Here is a 22,071-nt window from a genome sequence, read left to right as displayed (position 1 = left end):
GTTCCCGCGTGGAACCACGTGAACTTTGGGAGCGCAACACGCTCCTCGCCGAGGCGTTTTGCAGTACGGACGACCGGGTGCGCGAGGCCCAGGCGGTGATGGACGAGGCGCTGGCCAGCAGGACGAGGACCCTGGCGGCGTTCGCGGTCACGGTCGGCAGTGACGCCGCGGTGGCGGACTTGATGGGGCTCAACGAGCGTGAGGTACGTGTGGCGCGCCGCACGGTCGGCAAGGAAGACGCCCGGATCGTCGCCGACCAACTGCTCAGCCCCCCTGCCGAAACGTCTCCTCACCCACCGGAGCCGGCCGCTGTCGCTCCTCCGGCCGGCAGGCCGGCGCAGCCCCCGGCGGCCCCGCCGGCCACCGGCCAGGCCACCGGCCCGGCAACCGGCCAGGCCGCCGTCCCCACCGCCGTCCCGCCCTCCGGCAACGAGCCGCTCACGGGAGCCGCTTGGGCGAAGATGCCTCAGCCCCGGCCGGAGACCCCGCCGCCGGGCCGTCCGCCGCTGATGGAACAGCAGCCGTCGGGCGAGCGGGTGGCCTGGACGGCGGGTATGGACTCCGTGCTGCTGTGGAGCTGGGAATCCGATCTGGACCTCCAGACCGTCGCGACGGAACTCGGCCTCAGCTCGAAGGAACTGCTCCTGCGCGCGCAGATGCTCGCCTCGGAAGGGCGGCTGACCCCCAAGACGCCCGCGTACGACGTGAGCCAGTCCGGCCGCCACCGCCGGCACGACACCCTGCAGTATCCCGTCGTGCCGGACAGCCCCGAGACGCTGTACATGTCCTCCAGCCCCTACGGCTGACCCGGGGCAGAGCCTTGGCGCCCACCGGGGACGTACGGGAGCGGGGGCCCCGGGCGGGACGTACGGGGGCGGCGGGTGCCTCGGGCGGGACGTACGCGAAGGGCGGGGTGCCCCCGTAGGGACGTACGCGAAGGGCGGGGTGCCCCCGTAGGGACGTAGGGAGCGCCAGGTGCGAGGGCTGGGCGGTCCCCGGGGTCCGGCCGCCCGAGGCCGGAGCCGAGGCCGGAGCCAGGGCCGGTGCGGCGGGGCGGAGCCGGTGCCGGAGCCGGTGCCGGGGGCGGGGCGGGGTGGCGGTTGAGCGGGCGCGGCTATATTCGCTCCGGACGTTCGACATTCGGAGAAGGCATGCCCCAGGGGTCTGGACTGGCCGAGGAGGCCGAGCCGGTCGTCGGGGCTGCCGCCCGCACCGACAGACGACCGACGCGGGAGCGGTTGCGCACGTGGATGTTCCTGGCGTGCGTGACGATGGCTCTCGTCAACGTCGTGCTCTTCGTCGGCGGGGGATGGCTGGAGGCGCCGGCGGTCCGGGCCTGGCGGACGGTCTGTCTCGCCGTCACGGTGCAGGCCATGCCGTTCCTCCTGCTGGGCACCGCGATATCAGGTGCCATCAACGCGTTCGTCCCGGAGCGCGTGATCGGCCGTGTTCTGCCCAGACGGGCGGCGCTGGCCGTTCCGGTGGCCGGTCTGGCCGGTGCGGTCCTGCCCGGCTGCGAGTGCGCGTCGGTGCCGGTCGCGCGGAGCCTCATCGGCCGGGGTGTCACCCCGGCCGCGGCCTTCACCTTCCTGCTGTCCGCGCCCGCCATCAACCCGGTGGTCCTGACCGCCACGGCCGTCGCCTTCCCCGGCAACCCCGTCATGGTCCTGGCACGCCTGCTCGCCTCACTCGCGACCGCGGCGGTGATGGGCTGGCTGTGGCTTCTGCTGGGCCGCGAGGAGTGGCTGCGCCCCACCCCGCGCCACTCGGGTCACCGGCCCGGGCACAGCCGCCTGCGGGAGTTCCGGCTCGGCTTCCAGCACGATTTCCTGCACGCCGGAGGCTTCCTGGTCCTCGGCGCGATGGCCGCGGCCACCTTCAACGTGGCGGTGCCGCGTTCGGTCCTCGACGTCTTCTCCGGTTCACCGTGGCTGTCGGTGCTCTTCCTCGCCGGGCTCGCCATCGTCCTCGCCGTGTGTTCCGAGGCCGACGCCTTCGTGGCCGCCTCGCTCACCGGCTTCTCGCCGCTGGCACGGCTGGCCTTCATGGTCGTCGGACCGATGGTCGACCTGAAACTCATCGCCCTGCAGACGGGCACGTTCGGCCGGGCGTTCGCCGTCCGCTTCTCCGCCGCCACGACCGTCGTCGCGGTCCTGTGCAGCGTCCTGATCGGAGTGGCACTGCTGTGAAACGGCCGGTCCAGATGTTCCTGCTCCTGGTCAGCGGCTGCGGGCTGCTCCAGGTCTCGCTGCTCACCGACCTCTGCCTGCGGTACGTCAGACCGGGCATGCGGCCCCTGCTCGTCGCCTCGGGCGTCCTGCTGCTGGCACTGGGGGCCGCGGAGGCATGGTCGTACCTCGCGCCGAGGCTGCGGCCCGGGGCGGCAGCACGCCACGGGGTTCCCGGTTCCGGCGGTGACCGCGACGATGACTCCGACGGGCGGGATGAGCGGGACGGGCGGGACTGGCGGGATCGGCGCGAGGAGCCCGATGGGCGCGAGGAGCCCGAGGAGCCCGAGGAGCATGAGGGGCACGACCACGGGCACGATCACGAGCACTCAGGTGTTCCGCGTGTCGCGTGGCTGCTGTTCCTGCCCGCCCTGAGCCTGCTGCTCTACGCCCCGCCCGCCCTCGGCGCGTACACCGCGTCCCGGGAACCCTCCCGGGCCGTTACCCGGCAGGACCGGTTCGACGCCCTGCCCGCGACCTCGCCGCTGCCGATGACCCTCACCCAGTTCACCCGGCGCGTCCAACAGGACCGCACCCAGGCGATCAAGGGCCGGACGGTCCGGATGAGCGGTCTGGTCACACCCGACAAGGGGCACGGTGACTGGTACCTGACCCGGATCATCATCTCCTGCTGCGCCGCGGACGCGCAGTCGGTGAAGGTCCGCATCCACGGCGCACCGCCCCTGGCCGCGGACACCTGGGTCTCGGTTACGGGCACCGTGCACCCGAGCGGGCGGCTCGGCACCAGCTCCGCCCGGGCGGAGCTGGATGCCCGGACCGTCACGAAGACAGACCGGCCGGCGAACGGCTACACCGACGATCTGCCGCTCGTCCCGTCCCGTTGACCATGCTTCCGCCGGCCGGGAGGCGCGCTGCCCACCGGCGAACCCCTCGCGGGGCGACCGGAGTCAGGCCGACCGTGGGACAACCGGGCTGACGGCCGGCGCGGAGCGAGCGGGAACGCGCAGTCGCGCCCAGCCGCCGGAGCCGGACCGGGTGACAGGGCGTCAGCCCTCAGGGCGCAGGAGACCGCGCTCGTAGGCCTTCTTCAGCCGCTGGGGCACCAGGTAGGTGCCGCCGTCGACGGTGACGGGGACGAGCGCCGGGGTGCTCGCCCTCCACTGGGCGCGGCGGTGACGGGTGTTGCTCCGGGACATCCTGCGCTTGGGGACGGCCATGACGGTCCTTTCGTCGGGTGAGGGGAGAGGAGAGAGGGTCGGGAGGAGGAGGGGGGCTCAGCCGGCTCGTGGCAATCGCTGAGCGGGCGGCAGGAATCGAGCGGGGGCGGCGGGACGCCGTCGCGCAACCTCGCGCGGCAACCGTTCGGCGGCCGTAGTACGGCGGGCGCCGGTATGGAGTCCGGCGACGATCCGGCGACGACCACACGGGTACCGGTCAGACGAGCGTCATCGGCGACCCCCGTCCGGCCCGTAGCGGCGCTCGAAACGCTCGACGCGGCCGGCGGTGTCCAGGACGCGGGCGGTGCCCGTGTAGAAGGGATGGCTGGCCGACGAGATCTCGACGTCGACCACCGGATAGGTGTGACCGTCCTCCCACTCGATGGTCTTGTCGCTGGTCATCGTGGACCGGGTGAGGATGGCGAAGTCACCGGCCTTGTCGCGGAACACGACCGGGCGGTAGGCGGGGTGGATTCCAGGCTTCATGGGTGTGCTCTCTCGATCGGGGGCCGACGGGCGGGCGGAGCGGACGCGGTCAGCGTTCCTCGCGGAACTCGACGTGCCGTCGGACGACGGGGTCGTACTTGCGCAGGACCAGCCGGTCCGGGTCGTTCCGGCGGTTCTTGCGGGTCACGTATGTGTAGCCGGTTCCGGCGGTGGAACGGAGCTTGACGATCGGGCGTACCTCGTTGCGGGCCATGGCGGGTAGCATACGACAATGATTTCCATTACCGATAGCCGTGATGGCGCATGGCGCATGGCGCATGGCGCATGGCGCATGGCGCATGGCGTATGGCGCATGGCGCATGGCGTATGGCGCATGGCGCATGGCGCATGGCACATAGCCATGGCCATGGCTCACGACTCGGTGAAGAGAGAGGCAGAACCGTCATGTCCGCCCACTGCCAACTGACCGGCGCCCGGCCGGCCTTCGGCAAGAAGATCTCCCACTCGCACCGGCGCACCTCGCGTCGGTTCGACCCCAACATCCAGAACAAGCGCTACTGGCTGCCCGGTGAGGGCCGGTACGTCCGGCTGAGGCTGAGCGCGCGAGCCATCAAGACCGTGGACGCCATCGGCGTCGAGGCCGCAGTCGCCCGGATCCGGGCCCGCGGGGAGCGTGTCTGATGGCGAAGAAGAGCAAGATCGCGAAGAACGCCCAGAGGCGGCGGATCGTGGAGCGCTACGCGGGGCGCCGGGCCGAACTCAAGGCCGTTCTGGCGTCTCCACGGGCCACGGACGAGGAGAAGGCCGCCGCGCGGGCGGAACTCCGGCGCCAACCCCGGGACGCGAGCGCGACTAGGGTGCGGAACCGCGACAGTGTGGACGGCCGCTCCCGTGGCCACCTGCGGAAGTTCGGTCTCTCCCGGCTGAACGTACGGGCGCGGGCCCATGCCGGTCATCTGCCGGGGGTGGTGAAGTCCTCCTGGTGAACGCCCTGTTGGGCGGGGTTCGGCAGGGTTCCTAGCCCTGCTGTCCCGCGGTCTCGGCCGGCTGGTGCCGGCTCATGTGCCAGCCGTCGACCCGTGGCCCCACCAGATCCGCCGGCCAGCCCGCGGTCCGCACGGCCGCTTCGTACACGGCGTCGCCGAACGCGACGACCGCGCCGTGCGGGTCCGGCTGTCCGCGCAGGTTCTGCCACGGCAGCAGTGCCAGGCCGAGGTCCGCGTGCCAGTCGGCGCCCTCGACACCCCAGTCGCGGCCCGAAAGGCCGTCCGGCTGCGGCCAGATGTAGGCGTACAGCCCGATGTCCAGCGGGCTCGTGCCGTCGCCGTGAGTGTTGTCGAAGGAGAACCCCACCGACACGTACTCGTGCAACTGGGCGTTGCGCATGAACGGCGGGCCGTCCGGTCCGGGCTTCGTCCGGTTCGGGCGCCACCGGGTCGCCGACAGGTCGAACCCGCCCCACATCACACCGACGCGCGGCCGGTGTCCGAGGAACGGGGCCTGCCACGCCTCCAGACCGCCCGCGGCCAGGTCGAACGCCTCCCACATCAGGCGGCCCGAGTCCGCGTTCCACACCCGCTCGACCCGGTCGTCCGCGAAGTTCGGCGGAGCGGCGGGGATCTCGCAGATCTGCGGGGTACCGGGATGCGGGATGCCCAGCTCGGACGCGGCCTCGCAGAACGCCGTGAAGAAGTCGGCGACCGACGTCCGCGACAGCGACAGTGTGCGCGAGGCCCGGTCGGTCTCGATCACCACGTCACCGTCGAGCAGCCGGTAGTGCACCGAGAAGGTCGCCCCTCTTCGCCGGAACGTCGGGGTGCGCAGCCCGCGGGGGGACACCTCCAGGACGATGTTGCCCCACCCGACCTCGAAGGGGTCGTCCAGCGAGTACTTGCCCGCGACCTGAACCACCCGGTTCACATACTCGATCATGGGCGCCAGTTCCGCGTGGTCCAGCACCGGCCACGCCTCGGGACGTTCGCTCACGGGGAGCCTCCCGGCGGATTGAACACCAGTTGCGGACGGCCGTGGAGTGCCACGGCAGTGCCTCCGTACCGGGCACGCCGGCGCCGCGACCGCACACCCTCGATTCTCCCACGGCCCCCGAACCCCCGCCTCCGCCCACCCGCCCCGGACCGCACCACTCCCACCCCCCCCGCCTCGGGGCAGCAGGTCGGGGAGAGGTGCGGCGGCACGCGCGTATCTAGATGTCCCGGAAGATCTCGATCTGCGCGCCGATCGAGTTCAGCCGCTCCGCGAGGTCCTCGTAGCCGCGGTTGATGACGTAGACGTTGCGCAGCACCGAGGTGCCGTCAGCGGCCATCATGGCGAGCAGGACGACCACGGCGGGGCGCAGCGCGGGCGGGCACATCATCTCGGCGGCGCGCCAGCGGGTCGGGCCCTCGACCAGGACGCGGTGCGGGTCGAGGAGCTGGAGCCGGCCGCCGAGGCGGTTGAGGTCCGTCAGGTAGATCGCCCGGTTGTCGTAGACCCAGTCGTGGATCAGCGTCTTGCCCTGCGCGGAGGCCGCGATGGCCGCGAAGAAGGGGACGTTGTCGATGTTCAGGCCCGGGAACGGCATCGGGTGGATCTTGTCGATGGGCGCCTCCAGCTTGGAGGGCCGGACCGTCAGGTCCACCAGCCGCGTGCGGCCGTTGTCCGCGTAGTACTCGGGCGTGCGGTCGTGGTCGAGGCCCATCTCCTCCAGGACCGCCAGCTCGATCTCCAGGAACTCGATCGGCACCCGGCGCACCGTCAGCTCCGACTCGGTGACCACGGCGGCGGCGAGCAGGCTCATCGCCTCGACCGGGTCCTCGGAGGGGGAGTAGTCCACGTCGACGTCGATGTTCGGCACGCCGTGCACGGTGAGCGTGGTGGTGCCGATGCCCTCCACCCGTACGCCCAGGGCCTCCAGGAAGAAGCACAGGTCCTGGACCATGTAGTTGGAGGAGGCGTTGCGGATGACGGTGACGCCGTCGTGGCGGGCGGCTGCGAGCAGCGCGTTCTCGGTAACGGTGTCCCCGCGCTCGGTCAGCACGATCGGACGCCCGGGCGTGACGGACCGGTCGACCTGCGCGTGGTAGAGCCCCTCGGTCGCCGCGATGTCGAGCCCGAACCGGCGCAGCGCGATCATGTGCGGCTCGATGGTGCGGGTGCCGAGGTCACAACCGCCCGCGTACGGCAGCTTGAAGGCGTCCAGGCGGTGCAGCAGCGGGCCCAGGAACATGATGATGGACCGCGTACGGCGGGCGGCGGCGGCGTCGATGGCCTCCATGTCCAGCTCGCCCGGCGGCACGATCTCCAGGTCGACGCCCCCGTTGATCCAGCGGGTGCGGACGCCGATCGAGCCCAGTACCTCCAGAAGGCGGTACACCTCTTCGATACGGGCGACCCGGCGCAGCACCGTGCGCCCCTTGTTCAGCAGGGTGGCGCACAGCAGCGCGACACACGCGTTCTTGCTGGTCTTGACGTCGATCGAGCCGGACAGGCGGCGTCCGCCGACGACGCGCAGATGCATCGGGCCCGCGTAGCCGAGCGAGACGATCTCGCTGTCCAGGGCTTCACCGATACGGGCGATCATCTCAAGGCTGATGTTCTGGTTGCCGCGCTCGATGCGATTGACGGCGCTCTGACTGGTGCCGAGTGCCTCGGCAAGCTGCGACTGTGTCCAGCCCCGGTGTTGCCGGGCGTCACGGATGAGCTTGCCGATACGTACGAGGTAGTCGTCTGCCATGGCGCGACCGTATATCGGATGTGAGATAAAAAGAAATGGAGCGCCGCCTTCCGGGTGACGGGCTCCATCGGTGGGCCAGGGGAGGGGAGTTCGGGTGGGGAGGCGGGTCCGGCGACGGCACGGCGGTGACCGCCGAGGGGCTCCCGCAGGTGCCACGCGTCGACGTCGCCGCCGGTGAGTGCCGCGAAGAGGGGTGTATATGACGTCGAGTCTTCTACGTCCACCCATGTCCACCTTGTGCTGTTTGGCTCTACTTCACCTGGCCTTGCGGGTCTTGCGCCAGCCGAACGGGCCCGGCAGGTTCATCGAGGTCGTCCTGCGCCCGGTGGTGCTGTGCGTGTAGCGCGGGCCCTTGTCGCCGCCGGTGGTGACGGACATCGACTTGCGGTTGATGTTCAGCCGCACACCGGGAAAGATCTTGAAGCTCTTGCGGAACGTGAGCGGCATGACTGCCCCTTCGCCTCGGTTGCGCCGGGCCCTCCCCGGCAGCGATCGGATACCCCGAAACGGCTCCGACGTGCCTGTCATGACCTACGACCCGTCAACTCCCCTGAACAGGAGCGCGGTTGACCGGGTTCGCCCGCTTTCGGGATGGCGCTACGGCGAGAACTCGACCGCTGCGGCGAAGATCCCACCGGCCTCCTGCTCCTAGACTGCGCGAGACCCGCGTCGACCACTGCCGAACCGTCAACCGAACTGTCCGCCGAACCATCTTCCGAGGAGCCCGTTGAGAGAGCCGGCCCGCGTCACACCGGATGTCCGGGACCGGCTGGTCGTCCGGTTCGGACCCGAAGTGCTCGCCTGGTGCGACGAGTTGCCCGCGCTCGTCGACGAACTCGCCGCACGCTGGGGCCTGGACCTCGTCGCGGCGGGTGGCGGGGGCACCTCCCGGGTGTTCCGCTGCTCACGCCGTGACACCGGCGCCCCGGTCTGGCTGAAGCTCACGCCGGACACCGCGATCGCCCGCGAGGAGGCCGAGGCCCTGCGGAGCTGGGCGGCGACCCCGTCCGTCGTCACCCTCCTGGCGGAGGACCTGGCCGCCGGCGCCCTGCTCCTGGACCACGTGGAACCGGGAGTGCCGGCCCGGCGACTCGACTGGACCCTGCCGGAGGTCGCGACCCTGCTACGGGACCTACGGGACCTACGGGACCTACGGGACCTACGGGACGCCTCATCCAACGCGCGGGCCGGGACGCACTCGGTACTGCACCCCCTATCCCACCGGATCGACTTCCTGTTCGACTTGACCAAGCGCAGGATGGCGTCGGCCGACGAGACCGACGAGACCGACGAGACCGACGTGTACGGCGTGGAGCGGGCCTCGGCGATGCTTGCCGAGGCCCACTCGGCGGCCCTGGGCCTCGCCACGACCGGCCCCGTAGGACTCGTACACGGAGACCTCCATCCGGCCAACGTGCTGTCCGGCCCGGCGTCCGGTCCGGGTGGCCGCCTGGTGGCGATCGACCCGAGGCCTTCATGGGGCGACCCGGACTTCGACGCCGTGGACTGGGTACTCGAAGGGGCCGAGGGTCCCGGCACGCTGGAGCGCCGGATCGAGCACCTGGCGGAACTGGTCCCCGGCATGTCTCCCGACCGCGTACACGCCTGGTGCCGAGCCCTGGCCGCCCTCATGGCGGCCCCCGGAATCGCCAAGGCCCGAACCGACCCGCGAACCCGCTTCCTCACGACCCTGACCCGAGGCTGATCCGCGGGCCGGCGGACCAACGGACCGGCAGACCCGCCGAGCGGCGGACCGGCTGGTCGCCAAGTCGAGGAGGAAAACCGGGCCCAGCCCGGTCACGGCACACCGGGCCGAGGTCACAGCCGCCCAGACATGACCTCGCCGCGCCCATGTACTAGAGTTATCTCGACATCGAGATATCTGCCGAGGCGTACCGCGGCCGCACCGCTTCGTCCATCCGGTGGTAAGGGTTACCTAACTTAGCCTTACCTTAGTGGATCGGGCAAGGCGTCGTGGCGGCAGGATGCGGTGGGAACGCGCACATCAATGAAGGAGACTGTCGTGTCGGCGAACAGCTTCGACGCCCGCAGCACGCTGCAGGTGGGCGACGAGTCGTACGAGATCTTCCGGCTGGACAAGGTGGAAGGCTCGGCTCGCCTTCCGTACAGCCTGAAGGTGCTGCTGGAGAACCTGCTCCGCACCGAGGACGGCGCGAACATCACCGCCGACCACATCCGGGCCCTCGGCGGCTGGGACTCGCAGGCCCAGCCCAGCCACGAGATCCAGTTCACGCCGGCCCGCGTGATCATGCAGGACTTCACCGGCGTGCCCTGTGTCGTCGACCTCGCCACCATGCGTGAGGCCGTCAAGGAGCTGGGCGGCGACCCGGCGAAGATCAACCCGCTGGCGCCGGCCGAGCTGGTCATCGACCACTCCGTCATCGCCGACAAGTTCGGCACCAACACCGCGTTCGCCCAGAACGTCGAGCTGGAGTACGGCCGCAACAAGGAGCGCTACCAGTTCCTGCGCTGGGGCCAGACCGCCTTCGACGAGTTCAAGGTCGTCCCGCCGGGCACCGGCATCGTCCACCAGGTGAACATCGAGCACCTGGCCCGTACGGTGATGGTCCGCGGCGGCCAGGCGTACCCCGACACCCTCGTCGGCACCGACTCGCACACCACGATGGTCAACGGCCTGGGCGTCCTAGGCTGGGGCGTCGGCGGCATCGAGGCCGAGGCCGCGATGCTCGGCCAGCCGGTCTCCATGCTCATCCCGCGCGTCGTCGGCTTCAAGCTCACCGGTGAGCTGACCCCCGGCACCACCGCCACCGACCTGGTCCTCACGATCACCGAGATGCTGCGCAAGCACGGCGTCGTCGGCAAGTTCGTCGAGTTCTACGGTGAGGGCGTCGCCGCCACCTCGCTGGCCAACCGCGCCACCATCGGCAACATGTCGCCGGAGTTCGGCTCCACCGCCGCGATCTTCCCGATCGACGGCGAGACCATCAAGTACCTCAAGCTGACCGGCCGTTCCGAGCAGCAGCTCGCGCTCGTCGAGGCGTACGCCAAGGAGCAGGGTCTCTGGCTCGACCCGGCCGCCGAGCCCGACTTCTCCGAGAAGCTGGAGCTGGACCTCTCCACGGTCGTCCCCTCCATCGCCGGCCCGAAGCGCCCGCAGGACCGCATCGTCCTCGCGAACGCCGCCGAGCAGTTCAAGAGCGACGTGCGCAACTACGTCGCCGACGACGACGAGGCGGGCAAGGAGTCCTTCCCGGCCTCCGACTCCCCGGCCGCCACCAACGGCGTCCCCTCCAACCCGGTCCAGGTCACGGCCCCCGACGGCTCGACCTACGAGCTCGACCACGGCGCGGTGACGGTCGCGGCCATCACCTCCTGCACCAACACCTCGAACCCGTACGTCATGGTCGCCGCCGCGCTCGTCGCGAAGAAGGCCGTGGAGAAGGGCCTGACCCGCAAGCCGTGGGTCAAGACCACCCTCGCCCCGGGCTCCAAGGTCGTCACCGACTACTTCGACAAGGCCGGGCTCACCCCCTACCTCGACAAGGTCGGCTTCAACCTCGTCGGCTACGGCTGCACCACCTGCATCGGCAACTCCGGCCCGCTGCCGGAGGAGGTCTCCAAGGCCGTCAACGACCACGACCTCGCCGTCACCTCGGTCCTCTCCGGCAACCGGAACTTCGAGGGCCGCATCAACCCCGACGTCAAGATGAACTACCTGGCCTCCCCGCCGCTGGTCGTCGCGTACGCCCTCGCCGGGTCCATGAAGGTGGACATCACCAAGGACGCCCTCGGCACCGACCAGGACGGCAAGCCGGTCTACCTGGCGGACATCTGGCCCTCCGAGGCCGAGGTCAACGACGTCGTGGCGAACGCCATCGGCGAGGACATGTTCAACAAGTCCTACCAGGACGTCTTCGCGGGCGACGCCCAGTGGCAGGCGCTGCCGATCCCCGAGGGCAACACCTTCGAGTGGGACCCGCAGTCGACCTACGTGCGCAAGCCCCCTTACTTCGAGGGCATGACGATGGAGACCACCCCGGTCTCGGACATCGCCGGCGCGCGCGTCCTCGCCAAGCTCGGCGACTCGGTCACCACCGACCACATCTCCCCGGCCGGCGCGATCAAGGCCGACACCCCCGGAGGCAAGTACCTCACGGAGCACGGTGTCGAGCGCCGTGACTTCAACAGCTACGGCTCGCGCCGCGGCAACCACGAGGTCATGATCCGAGGCACGTTCGCCAACATCCGCCTGCGCAACCAGATCGCGCCGGGCACCGAGGGCGGCTACACCCGCGACTTCACGCAGGACGGCGGGCCGGTCTCCTTCATCTACGACGCCTCGCGCAACTACATCGCGCAGGGCATCCCGCTGGTCATCCTGGCCGGCAAGGAGTACGGCTCCGGCTCGTCCCGCGACTGGGCCGCCAAGGGCACCGCGCTCCTCGGCGTCAAGGCCGTCATCGCCGAGTCGTACGAGCGCATCCACCGCTCGAACCTCATCGGCATGGGCGTCCTGCCGCTCCAGTTCCCGGAAGGCGCGACCGCCGAGTCCCTCGGTCTGACCGGCGAGGAGACCTTCTCCTTCACCGGCGTCGAGGAGCTGAACAACGGCACCACCCCGCGCACGGTGAAGGTCACCACCGACACCGGCGTCGAGTTCGACGCGGTCGTGCGCATCGACACCCCCGGCGAGGCGGACTACTACCGCAACGGCGGCATCATGCAGTACGTGCTGCGCAACCTGATCCGCAAGTAAGCGGTCCGGCAAGCGAGTCCGGCAAGCGAGTCCGGCAAGCGAGTCGAGGGCCGCATCCCCGTCCGGCGGGGGTGCGGCCCTTCGCGCTGCCCCGCGCGGAATGGCTCAGGGCGGACCGGGCGGGTGGGTTCGGGCCCGCCCGGTCCGCGAGCCCGGGCAGATCGGGGGGAGTCCTGCCCGGGATGGTGCGGCTTGTGGCGACCAGGGCGCGCGACAACGTTGTCTGCATGGTCTGCGACCGACTCTACCGCCTCAACGGACAACGATGTCAAGGCAGTTGACGGACATCCCACCCATCACAGCGGCAACGCGGACCGGTTTACCACGCCCCGCCCCGCCCCGCCCCGCCCGGTCCGGTCCGGCCCGCATCGCTCCGTCGACGGGGACCCGCCCGGCTCGCCCCCCGGCCAACGGGACCCGCCCGCCTCGCCCCGCCCCGCCCCGCCAATGGGGACCGCCCGCCCGCCAGGACGGCGAGCGCGCCTTCCCGGCCGGACGCGGTCTTCCGTGGTACCCGTGACGCACGTTACTGTCCCAGCGGCTTGTGCGACCCGTGGTGCGCGACCCGTCCGAAGGAGGAGGGGCCGCGTCATGCGTTTCCGTCCGTCATCCGTCCTGCTGGCCGTCGCCCTGACGGTCGCCGGCGCCACCCCGGCGCTCGCCGCACCCCCGTCCGGTCCACCGGAACTCGTCCAGGACCCCACCGTCCACGTCGACCCGCTCATCGGCACCAGGGACGGCGGCAACGTCTTCCCCGGCGCCGTCACGCCGTTCGGGATGCTCTCCTGGAGCCCCGAGAACACCCGCGGGGACGCCACCCGCACCGCCGCGCCGGGCGGCTACCAGTACGACGCCACCCGCATCCGGGGCTTCAGCCTGACCCACATGTCCGGCACCGGCTGCGCGGGCGGCAGCGGGGACATCCCGTTCTTCCCGTACGCCGGTGAGGTCACCTCCTCCCCGGCGAGCGACACCAAGGACGCCGTCTACGCCGCCGACTTCGCGCACACCGACGAACAGGCCGAACCCGGCCACTACAAGGTCGGCCTCGCCTCCGGGGTGACCGCCGACCTCACCGCCACCGCCCGCACCGGCTCGGGCCGCTTCACCTTCCCCGAGGACAAGCCAGCCTCGCTGCTGATCCGCACCGCCAACTCCGAGGTCGGCTCCACCGACTCGACCGTGCGGATCGACCCGAAGACCCGCACCGTCTCCGGCTCCGTCACCTCCGGCAACTTCTGCGGCTACCTCGACCCCGAAGGCCAACGCTCCTACTACACCCTGTACTTCACCGCCCGCTTCGACCGCGCCTTCCAGGCCACCGGCACCTGGCAGGACGGCCGGCTCAGCCCCGGGTCCACCGAGGCGAGCGGCGGCACCGGCGGGTTCGCGCAGGGCGGCCGCCCCGTCGCGGGCAAGGGCGCCGGCGGCTATGTGCGGTTCGCGCCCGGCACCGGCCCGGTGAACGTCAAGGTCGGCATCTCCTACGTCAGCCAGGCGGGCGCCGCGGCCAACCTCGCCGCCGAGAACCCGCCGAACCGCTCCTTCGCCTCCGTCCAGGACGCCGCGCACCGCGCCTGGCGGGACCGGCTCGGCGCGATCGGCGTCGGCGGCGGCACCGACGCCGACCGCACCACCTTCTACACAGCGCTCTACCACTCCCTCCTGCACCCGAACGTCATCAGCGACGCCGACCGCAGATACCGCGGCGCCGACGACGCGGTGCACACGGTCGGCCGGGGGCACGCGGCACAGTACGGCACCTTCTCCGGCTGGGACGTCTACCGCTCCCAGGTCCAGCTGCTGACCCTGCTCGACCCGGACACCGGCTCCGACATCGCGCAGTCCCTGCTCGAACTCGCCCGGCAGAACGGCGGGGTCTGGGACCGCTGGCTGCACGGCGCGAGCGGCACGCACGTCATGAACGGCGACCCGTCACCGGCCGCCCTCGCCGGCATCCGCGCCTTCGGCGGCACCGGCTTCGACCTGCGCGGCGCCCTCGCCTCCCTGGTGAAGGCGGCCACCGTGCCGACCGAGGGAGACCTGTCCTCGGCCGGCAAGCCCGTCCTGTCCGTCGGGCAGCGGCCCTCCCTCGACAAGTACCTCGACCACCACTACATGCCGTCGGTGACCAACGCCTGGGGCGGCGCGGCCGAGACCCTGGAGATGTCCGGCGCCGACTTCGCCATCTCCCAACTCGCCGCGGCGGCGGGCGAGAAGAAGACCGCGGCCGAGTTCGCCGAGCGCTCCCAGTGGTGGCAGAACAACTTCAACATCGCGGCCGACCCCGGCGGCGGCTACATCGCCAACCGCAAGGCCGACGGCAGTTGGGTCACCGGCTTCACCCCGGCGACCGGCAACGGCTTCGTGGAGGGCACGGCCGCCCAGTACACCTGGATGGTCCAGCACGACCCGGCGGGCCTGTTCGCCGCGATGGGCGGCCGGGACAAGGCCCTCGCCCGCCTCGACACCTTCTTCCACGACGCGGACGGCGGCTGGGCGTTCACCGGCAGCGGCGGCGACAAGTCCGAGCTGGACAACGAGCCGTCGATCAATGTCCCCTACCTGTACGACTACGCGGGCGCCCCCTACAAGGCACAGGAGACCGTCCGCGCCGCGATGACCCGGCTCTGGTCGGTCAAGCCCGAGGGCATCCCCGGCAACGACGACCTCGGCGAGATGTCCTCCTGGTACGTCTTCTCCGCGCTCGGCATGTACCCGCAGGTCCCCTCCCGCGCCGAACTCACCCTGGCCTCACCGCTGTTCCCGAGGATCGAGATCGACCGGCCGGGCCGGCGCGACATCGCGATCCGCGCGACGGGCGCGGCGGCGGACGCCCCCTACATCCGGTCGCTTCGGGTCGACGGACGCGGCAGCGAACGGCCCTGGCTCCCCGCCTCCTTCGTCCGCGACGGCGGCACCCTGGACTACACGCTGTCCACCGCCCCCGACAAGACCTGGGGCAGCGCGGAGAAGGCGGCGCCGCCCTCCTTCCGCACCGGTGAGCAGCCGTACCAGATCGGAGTCGGCCCGACGGCGGCCACCCTGGCACCGGGCGGCAGCACCGCCCTGGACATCCGCGCCCTCGCGCTGGGCGGCGGCACCGGCCCCGAGGTCCGCTTCCACGTGGACACCCCCGACGGAGTGAGGGCGACACCCGCCGAGGGCACCGTCGGCGACGGCGCCCAGCGGATCACCCTCACCGCCGCCGACGACGCCGAGCAGGGGTTCTACGACGTCAAGGTCACCGTGACCTCCGACGACACCTCGTACGCCCAGCCCGTGGCGCTGACCGTGGCCGCCCCGGGCTCCCTGCTCGCGGCCTACGACAACACCGGCGTCTCCGACGACGCCGGCGACCACGACGAGGCCGACTTCGACGGCGGCGGCTGGAGTTACTCCCGCCAGGCCCTCGCCGACGCGGGGCTGACCCCGGGCGGGGCGGGCACGGTGGACGGCCTCGCCTTCACCTGGCCCGACTCGCCGGCGGGCCGCCCCGACAACGCCTCGGCACACGGCCAGACCATCGAACTGGCGGACCCCGCCGCCCGGTTGTCCTTCGTCGGCAGCGCGGTCAACGGCAACCAGGAAAACCGGGCGACCGTCACCTACACCGACGGCGGCACCGAATCCGTCCAACTGGCCTTCACCGACTGGACGGTCGGCGGCGGGGGCGGCACCGTCCAGTACGGCAACGCGACCGTCGCCAAGGCCGCCTACCGCAACGTCGCGGGCGCCGACAAGGACCCGGTGGCCACCTACGTCTTCGCCACCAAGCCCTTCGAGGCCCCGGCCGGGCGCACCGTCAAGAGCGTCACACTCCCGGACAACGCGGACCTGCACGTCTTCACCCTCGCCGTCGGCAAGTGAACCATTAGCGAAGTGAGTTGAAGCGGTCACGACGCGGGGCGGGCCCGGAGTCTCCTCCGGGCCCGCCCCTTTGCGCCGTGCCGTGTGCGTCAGGCGAGCAGTTCCACCTCCGCGAGGGTCGCCGGTCCGTCGAGGACCAGCCGGTAGTGGGCGTACGAGCCCGCCCGCGCCACCGTGAATGCCCGGGTCTGCTTGTCCCACGGGAAGGACTCGCCGGAGCGCTTGTCGAGGTCCTTCCACGTGGTGCCGTCCGAGGAGCCCTGGAGGGTCCAGCCGGCCGGCGCCTTGGTGTGGTCCGAGCAGGTCAGGGTGTACTGCACGCCCTTCGTGGCGCCGCCCACCGGCAGGTCCACCGAGGTGACGGCGGCATCCGTGGCCGAGGTGTTGTCGAAGAGCGCGCCGTCACCCTTGAGGGTGTCCGAGCGCGGCGAGGGCACCTTGTCGTCCTGGGTGACCGAGGCGGGCGCCGCGTTCTTGCCGGTGCCCCACGAGGACGGCTTGGCGCCCATGTCGAACTCCAGCACACCGCCCTTCGAGATCAGCGAGTTCGGCAGCGAGGTCGAGGTCCAGCGCTTGCCGTTGACGGTGACGCCCTGCACGTAGATGTTCCTCGTGCTGTTGCGCGGGGCCTTGATCACCAGGTCCCGCCCGTTCTCCAGGTGCACGGTCGCCTTGGTGAACAGCGGGGAGCCGATGGCGTACTCGCCGCTGCCCATCACCAGCGGGTAGAAGCCGAGCGAGGAGAACAGGTACCAGGCCGACTGCTCGCCGTTGTCCTCGTCGCCGTGGTAGCCCTGGCCGATCTCGCTGCCCGCGTAGAGCCGCGAGAGGACCTCGCGGACGTTCTTCTGCGCCTTCCAGGGCTGCCCGGCCGCGTCGTACATGTAGTTCACGTGGTGGGCGACCTGGTTGGAGTGTCCGTACATGCCCATCCGGACGTCCCGGGCCTCGGTCATCTCGTGGATGACGCCGCCGTAGGAGCCGACGACGTCCGGGGAGGCCGTCTCGGGCGTCGCGAAGTACGTGTCGAGCTTGTCCGCCAGCGCGGCGCGCCCGCCGTACAGGTTCGCCAGACCCCGCGAGTCCTGCGGCGCGGTGAAGGCGTACCCCCAGCCGTTGGTCTCCGTGTAGTCGTAGCCCCACACGCGCGGGTCGTACTTCGCGGAGTCGACCCGCCAGTCGCCCTTGGCGTCCCGGCCCTGGAAGAAGCCGGCCTTGGAGTCGAAGAGGTTCACGTAGCCCTGGGCGCGGTTGAGGAAGTAGTCCGACTCCTCCTTGTAGCGCTTGACGCCGGTCTTCTCGTAGAGCGCCCGGCCCATTTGGGCGATGCCGTAGTCGTTGACGTAGCCCTCCATCGCCCACGACAGGCCCTCGCCCGTGTCGGTGCTGGTGTAGCCGAGGAAGGGCGAGGTGGTCATGCCCTTGCGGCCGACGCCGGAGGTGGGCGGGACGACCGTGGCGTTCTTCAGGGCCGCCTCGTACGCCGCCTTGGCGTCGAACTTGACCCCCTTGACGTACGCGTCCGCGAACGCCACGTCCGAGGAGGTGCCGGTCATCAGGTCCGCGTAGCCGGGGGAGGACCAGCGGGAGGTCCAGCCGCCGTCCTTGTACTGCTGCACGAACCCGTCGACCATCTCCCCGGCCTGACCGGGCGTCAGGAACGAGTAGGCGGGCCAGGTCGTCCGGTAGGTGTCCCAGAAACCGTTGTTGACGTACACCTTGCCGTCGACGATCTTCGCCCCGGTGTGGGTCGGAGTGTCCGGGTTCGGCATCGGGGAGAACGGCGAGGCGTACTGGTACGTCGAACCGACCTTCTCGAAGCCGGAGTTGGGGTACAGGTACAGCCGGTACATGCTGGAGTACAGCGTCGTGAGCTGGTCGGGGGTCGCGCCCTGGACCTCGACCTTGCCGAGCAGCCGGTCCCACTGCTTCTGCGCCCCGGCCTTCACGGCGGCGAACGAGGTGCCGTCCGGGATCTCCTGGCGCAGGTTGTCCTTCGCCTGGTCCACGCTGATCAGCGAGGTCGCCAGGCGCAGCGTCACGGAGTGGTCGGCGCCGGTCTTGAACTTCATGTAGCCCTTGACGCCCTTGGAGCTGCCCTCGGTGACCGGGGCGTCGAACACCCCGTAGACGAAGAGCCGGGTGGCGCCGGTCGACAGGCCGGACTTCACGTCCGAGTAGCCGGTGACCACACCCGCGCCGGTGTCGAGCGTCAGCCCGGCCTGCTCGGTGACGTTGTCGAAGACCACGTTGGCGTCGTCACCGGGATAGGTGAAGCGCAGCGCCGCCGCGTGGTCTGTCGGCGCCATCTCCGCCCTGAGACCGTTCTCGAAGGTCACCCCGTAGTAGTACGGCCGTGCGGTCTCGTTCTCGTGCCGGAAGGCCAGCTCGCGGGCGTCCCGGCCGGTGTCCGGGGTGCCGGAGGCGGTGGACGGCATCACCTGGAAGGTCTGCCGGTCACCCATCCACGGGCTCGGCTCGTGGCTCGCGCTGAACGCCTCTATCGTCGGCAGGTTGTCGGCGTTGTTGGCGCGCGCGTAGTCGTACAGCCAGCTCAGCGAGCCCGCGTTGGTCACCGGCGTCCAGAAGTTGAAGCCGTGCGGGACGGCGGTCGCCGGGAAGTTGTTGCCGCGCGAGAAGCCGCCGCTGGAGTTCGTGCCCCGGGTGGTGAGCGCGTAGTCCGACAGGTGCGCCTTGGGCTTCTCGGGCGCCACCGTCCGCAGCGAGACGTCGTCCAGCCAGCCGCGGAACTTCGCGGGACCCTTCGGCGAGTCGTACGCGAGCAGGATCCGGTCGACCGTCTTGCCGGCCGCGACGGAACCGATCCGCGAGGTCACGTTGTTCCACTGGTTGACGTAGAGCACCTTGGACGCGCCCTGGCCCTGCGGGGTGAGCGCGAACCCGTGCTGGTCCACGGCGTTCAGCCCGCTCAGCGAGGTGCCGTCGGTGAAGACCAGGTCCACGGACACGTTGGTCGCGTCGTAGTCCCGGTCACCGTCCGCCATCGCGGGGAAGATCCGGTACCCCAGCTCGGTGTCCCGGCCGACCCGCACGTTCACGTCGAAGACCTTGTTGTACGAGTACGCACGCCCCTCACCCTTGTGGGTGCCGGCGTAGCGCAGCGCCCGCTTGCCGGTGAAGCCGGCGCCCGCCTTCGCGGTGGGGGAGCCGCTCGGCCCGCGGTCCACCAGCGAGAGCATGTCCTTGGGCGTCGGGTCGTCGCTCCGCCCGGTCGAGAACTGGACGTCGGCGAGCTGGAGGATGTCCCCGCCGTTGTTCTTCGTGATCTCCAGCCGGAAGTGCTGGTACTCGGCCGGCTCCGCGAGGTCGTACGACTTCGTCTGGAACCGCTCGCCGAAGGTCTCCCCGGAGCGGGTGTCGAGGGTCTTCCAGTCCTTGCCGTCGGTGGAGCCCTGGAGGGTCCAGTCCTTCGGGTCGCGTTCGTCGTGGTCGTTGGCGGATGTGAGCGCGTACGTGACCACCTTGAGCGGCGCGTCCAGGTCGAACTCCGCCCAGCCCGTGGCCGCGAACGTCAGCCACTTGCTGCCGGGTTCACCGTCGACGAGGTTCTCCTTGACCTCGCCGCCGGCGGTGTTCTCGTCGCTGGCACGCACATCGGTGACGTGATCGGTCACATTGCCGGGGATGCCCGTGCTGTAGCCGCCGTCCACTCCGGACGACCTCTTCGTCCCGTCGGGTCCGGTATCGACCGTGTTGATCCAGTCCGGCGCCGGATCATCCGATTCGAACGAGGAGCTGAACTCCCGGTCGGGTGCCGCCGCTTGGGCGGGCAGGGCGACCGCCACCCCCTGCGAGGCGGCCACCAGGGACAGGGCCGCCACCCCCAGCGCGACCGGGGAAACCCGTCCGGCGCGACCCGTGGAACTCCGTCTGTACCGAGCTCTCTGCTGCATCCGCGAGCCCTCCCAAGACATCGACAACGTTGTCAATTTTCGTGCGCAATGACCATTGGGGCGTCAAGTGGTCCGTGCTGTCAAGGGTGTTGGATGTGGCATCCGGGGCGAATGCGGTGCGACGAACCGCGCATTGACTCCATTGCGGGAGGTTGGCCCCCAGGGGGCCTTCGCCGGGGTGATCCGTGGCTGCCCCATATTTCCGGGAGGTCTCAACTCGGAAAAGACCGAAGGCCAAACCTGCATTCGATCTTGCTCAGTTGGCGGGAAGTGGACTATACCTGTCGCGTCCGGCCAGTCGATCGACTGGCTCTGGACAGGCAGGACCCAGGGGGGAAATTCGGGGGCCGGTGGACCGTGGTCGATACACGTACCGCCGATTCGTCCCACTGAATCCCCCACGCACGACCCCAGCTTGACCTAACCGCGGTGCCGGGGAGGATCCGGTTCACCGCCTGAGTCCTGGAGAAGGCGAGGACTTGAGCATGGGATCCACTTCCGCCGAGAACAACGGCGCCGAGGGTGTCGGCCGTCGCGACCTGATCAAGAGGTCGGCCGCACTCGGTCTGATCTCCGTCCCGACGATGAGCTTCCTGTCCGCGTGTGCGAGCGGCGGCGGCGACGACACCTCGGACGACAAGGGCACCGGCAAGACCAGCAAGGACAACCCCTTCGGCGTGAAGAAGGGCGGCGGCAAGCTCGACGTCGTCGTCTTCAAGGGCGGCTACGGCGACGACTACGCCAAGGCCTGGGAAGCGGCCTTCGACAAGAAGTGGGGCACCAAGAGCGCCCACACCGGCACCCAGGAGATCACCGGCAAGCTCCAGCCGCGCTTCAACGGCGGCAACCCGCCGGACATCGTCGACGACTCGGGCGCCCAGCAGATCAAGCTGGACGTGCTCTACAAGAACGGCAACCTGCTCGACCTGGCCTCGGTCCTGGACGCCCCGTCCATCGACGACCCGAGCAAGAAGGTCCGCGACACCCTCATCCCGGGCACGCTCGACCCGGGCCTGCAGGGCGGCAAGGTCGTGGCCCTCAACTACATCTACACGGTGTGGGGTCTGTGGTACTCCGGCAAGCTCTTCAAGGAGAAGGGCTGGGAGGTCCCCAAGACCTGGGACGACTTCCTCGCCATCTGTAAGGACGCCAAGTCGCAGGGCATCGGCGGCCTGGCACACCAGGGCAAGTACCCGTACTACATCAACGTCGCCATCATGGACCTGATCGCCAAGAAGGGCGGTCTGGACGCCATGAAGGCGATCGACAACCTGGACCCCAAGGCGTTCGTCGGCAGCGACGCGGCCCAGGCGGCCGTCGAGGCGATCTACGAGGTCGTCGAAAAGGGCTACCTGATGTCGGGCACCAACGGCCTGACCCACACCGAGTCCCAGACCCGGTGGAACCAGTACAAGGCCGCCTTCATCACCTGTGGCTCCTGGCTGGAGAACGAGCAGCTCAAGCAGACGCCCACGGACTTCGACATGAAGTTCATGCCGATGCCCAACCTGCCCGACAGCGCCCTGCCGTTCGAGGCGATCCGGGCCGGCTCCGGTGAGCCGTTCATCATCCCGGCGAAGGCCGCGAACCTCCCCGAGGCCAAGGAGTTCATGCGCTCCATGCTCTCCAAGGAGTGGTCGACGATCTTCGCGCAGAAGGCCAACTCCCTCACCATCCTCAAGGACGGTGTCTCCGACGGCGTGCAGCTGCGTCCCGGCACGCAGTCCACGGTCGAGGCCTCCAAGGCGGCCGGCGACAACAGCTTCAACTACCTGTACCCCAACTGGTACAGCGAGATGGACGTGTCCATCCAGAACGCGTCCAACGAGCTGATGGCCAAGCGTATTCAGCCGAAGGAATGGCTGAAGCGGGCCCAGGCGGCGGTCGACAAGGCGGCCAAGGACCCGGACTCCAAGAAGAACCACCGCGACTGATCAGGTAAACGCGGAACACCAGGGTCACG

Annotated in this window: 16 protein-coding genes; 9 read left to right on the top strand and 7 right to left on the bottom strand. The window is 70.2% G+C overall.

All coding sequences use genetic code 11. The features are described 5' to 3' along the window. Positions 1–8: 8 nt before the first annotated feature. The 3 genes from AB0912_RS03790 to AB0912_RS03780 all read left to right on the top strand — a co-directional run bounded on the left by AB0912_RS03790 (position 9) and on the right by AB0912_RS03780 (position 3,073). On the top strand, positions 9–806 hold the full coding sequence (locus AB0912_RS03790) for a hypothetical protein (protein ID WP_366696319.1): 798 nt from the start codon (positions 9–11) through the stop codon (positions 804–806). Positions 807–1,151: 345 nt separating this feature from the next. Next, positions 1,152–2,189, top strand: a complete 1,038-nt coding sequence (locus AB0912_RS03785) for a permease (RefSeq protein ID WP_366696318.1) — start codon at positions 1,152–1,154, stop codon at positions 2,187–2,189. Beyond that, on the top strand, positions 2,186–3,073 hold the full coding sequence (locus AB0912_RS03780; RefSeq protein ID WP_366696317.1) for a TIGR03943 family protein: 888 nt from the start codon (positions 2,186–2,188) through the stop codon (positions 3,071–3,073). Before AB0912_RS03785 ends, AB0912_RS03780 begins: the two co-directional genes overlap by 4 nt. A gap of 162 nt (positions 3,074–3,235) precedes the next feature. Here AB0912_RS03780 and rpmF read toward each other — a convergent pair whose 3' ends face one another. The 3 genes from rpmF to rpmG all read right to left on the bottom strand — a co-directional run bounded on the left by rpmF (position 3,236) and on the right by rpmG (position 4,106). After that, positions 3,236–3,406 carry a 50S ribosomal protein L32 gene (gene rpmF / locus AB0912_RS03775; RefSeq protein WP_366696316.1) on the bottom strand — a complete coding sequence of 57 codons (171 nt, stop codon included), beginning with the start codon at positions 3,404–3,406 and terminating at the stop codon, positions 3,236–3,238. A gap of 228 nt (positions 3,407–3,634) precedes the next feature. Continuing rightward, positions 3,635–3,892, bottom strand: a complete 258-nt coding sequence (locus tag AB0912_RS03770; RefSeq protein WP_366696315.1) for a type B 50S ribosomal protein L31 — start codon at positions 3,890–3,892, stop codon at positions 3,635–3,637. 49 nt (positions 3,893–3,941) lie between these two features. Then, the gene (gene rpmG / locus AB0912_RS03765; RefSeq protein ID WP_366696314.1) at positions 3,942–4,106 is read right to left on the bottom strand and encodes a 50S ribosomal protein L33; all 165 of its coding nucleotides are present in this window, start codon (positions 4,104–4,106) and stop codon (positions 3,942–3,944) included. Positions 4,107–4,297: 191 nt separating this feature from the next. On the opposite strand from rpmG, the gene rpmB reads away from it, so the two are divergent. After that, on the top strand, positions 4,298–4,534 hold the full coding sequence (gene rpmB / locus AB0912_RS03760; RefSeq protein WP_366696313.1) for a 50S ribosomal protein L28: 237 nt from the start codon (positions 4,298–4,300) through the stop codon (positions 4,532–4,534). Then, entirely contained in the window at positions 4,534–4,839 is a 306-nt protein-coding gene (gene rpsN, locus AB0912_RS03755; RefSeq protein WP_366696312.1) for a 30S ribosomal protein S14, read from the top strand. The genes rpmB and rpsN overlap by 1 nt, the downstream gene beginning before the upstream one ends. A 31-nt stretch (positions 4,840–4,870) precedes the next feature. Here the strand turns inward: rpsN and AB0912_RS03750 are convergent, their stop codons facing one another. The 3 genes from AB0912_RS03750 to AB0912_RS03740 all read right to left on the bottom strand — a co-directional run bounded on the left by AB0912_RS03750 (position 4,871) and on the right by AB0912_RS03740 (position 8,033). Next, positions 4,871–5,839: a DUF5996 family protein gene (locus AB0912_RS03750; RefSeq protein WP_366696311.1), complete on the bottom strand. Its 969-nt coding sequence runs from the start codon at positions 5,837–5,839 to the stop codon at positions 4,871–4,873. Positions 5,840–6,056: 217 nt separating this feature from the next. Beyond that, positions 6,057–7,586 (bottom strand): UDP-N-acetylglucosamine 1-carboxyvinyltransferase, encoded by a 1,530-nt coding sequence (locus AB0912_RS03745; RefSeq protein WP_366696310.1) that lies wholly within the window; start codon positions 7,584–7,586, stop codon positions 6,057–6,059. A 255-nt stretch (positions 7,587–7,841) separates the two neighbouring features. Then, positions 7,842–8,033: a DUF4236 domain-containing protein gene (locus AB0912_RS03740; protein WP_366696309.1), complete on the bottom strand. Its 192-nt coding sequence runs from the start codon at positions 8,031–8,033 to the stop codon at positions 7,842–7,844. A gap of 280 nt (positions 8,034–8,313) precedes the next feature. On the opposite strand from AB0912_RS03740, the gene AB0912_RS03735 reads away from it, so the two are divergent. The 3 genes from AB0912_RS03735 (at position 8,314) to AB0912_RS03725 (ending at position 16,194) form a co-directional block, all read left to right on the top strand. Beyond that, complete coding sequence (locus tag AB0912_RS03735; protein WP_366696308.1) at positions 8,314–9,291, top strand: aminoglycoside phosphotransferase family protein; 978 nt, start codon at positions 8,314–8,316, stop codon at positions 9,289–9,291. A 318-nt stretch (positions 9,292–9,609) separates the two neighbouring features. Continuing rightward, complete coding sequence (gene acnA / locus AB0912_RS03730; protein WP_366696307.1) at positions 9,610–12,324, top strand: aconitate hydratase AcnA; 2,715 nt, start codon at positions 9,610–9,612, stop codon at positions 12,322–12,324. Between the two features lie 591 nt (positions 12,325–12,915). Continuing rightward, entirely contained in the window at positions 12,916–16,194 is a 3,279-nt protein-coding gene (locus AB0912_RS03725; protein WP_366696306.1) for a GH92 family glycosyl hydrolase, read from the top strand. 89 nt (positions 16,195–16,283) lie between these two features. Here the strand turns inward: AB0912_RS03725 and AB0912_RS03720 are convergent, their stop codons facing one another. Then, a complete protein-coding gene (locus AB0912_RS03720) occupies positions 16,284–20,021 on the bottom strand; it encodes a GH92 family glycosyl hydrolase (RefSeq protein ID WP_366696540.1) in 3,738 nt (1,245 codons plus the stop codon). A gap of 572 nt (positions 20,022–20,593) precedes the next feature. Between AB0912_RS03720 and ngcE the strand changes: the two genes are divergently transcribed. After that, positions 20,594–22,042, top strand: coding sequence for an N-acetylglucosamine/diacetylchitobiose ABC transporter substrate-binding protein (gene ngcE / locus AB0912_RS03715; protein WP_366696305.1), 1,449 nt, complete (start codon positions 20,594–20,596; stop codon positions 22,040–22,042). The last annotated feature ends 29 nt before the right edge of the window (positions 22,043–22,071 follow it).

Source organism: Streptomyces sp. NPDC007084 (genome assembly GCF_040703595.1).
Taxonomy (GTDB): Bacteria; Actinomycetota; Actinomycetes; order Streptomycetales; family Streptomycetaceae; genus Streptomyces.
The sequence above is the reverse complement of the archived record's forward strand: the minus strand, read 5'-3'. Positions and strand labels throughout refer to the sequence as shown.

Coding starts and splice junctions, on each gene's coding strand:
- AB0912_RS03785 (WP_366696318.1), top strand. CDS start 1,152: ATGCCCCAGGGGTCTGGACTGGCCGAGGAGGCCGAGCCGGTCGTCGGG.
- rpmF (WP_366696316.1), bottom strand. CDS start 3,406: ATGGCCGTCCCCAAGCGCAGGATGTCCCGGAGCAACACCCGTCACCGC.
- AB0912_RS03770 (WP_366696315.1), bottom strand. CDS start 3,892: ATGAAGCCTGGAATCCACCCCGCCTACCGCCCGGTCGTGTTCCGCGAC.
- rpmG (WP_366696314.1), bottom strand. CDS start 4,106: ATGGCCCGCAACGAGGTACGCCCGATCGTCAAGCTCCGTTCCACCGCC.
- rpmB (WP_366696313.1), top strand. CDS start 4,298: ATGTCCGCCCACTGCCAACTGACCGGCGCCCGGCCGGCCTTCGGCAAG.
- rpsN (WP_366696312.1), top strand. CDS start 4,534: ATGGCGAAGAAGAGCAAGATCGCGAAGAACGCCCAGAGGCGGCGGATC.
- AB0912_RS03745 (WP_366696310.1), bottom strand. CDS start 7,586: ATGGCAGACGACTACCTCGTACGTATCGGCAAGCTCATCCGTGACGCC.
- AB0912_RS03740 (WP_366696309.1), bottom strand. CDS start 8,033: ATGCCGCTCACGTTCCGCAAGAGCTTCAAGATCTTTCCCGGTGTGCGG.
- AB0912_RS03725 (WP_366696306.1), top strand. CDS start 12,916: ATGCGTTTCCGTCCGTCATCCGTCCTGCTGGCCGTCGCCCTGACGGTC.
- ngcE (WP_366696305.1), top strand. CDS start 20,594: ATGGGATCCACTTCCGCCGAGAACAACGGCGCCGAGGGTGTCGGCCGT.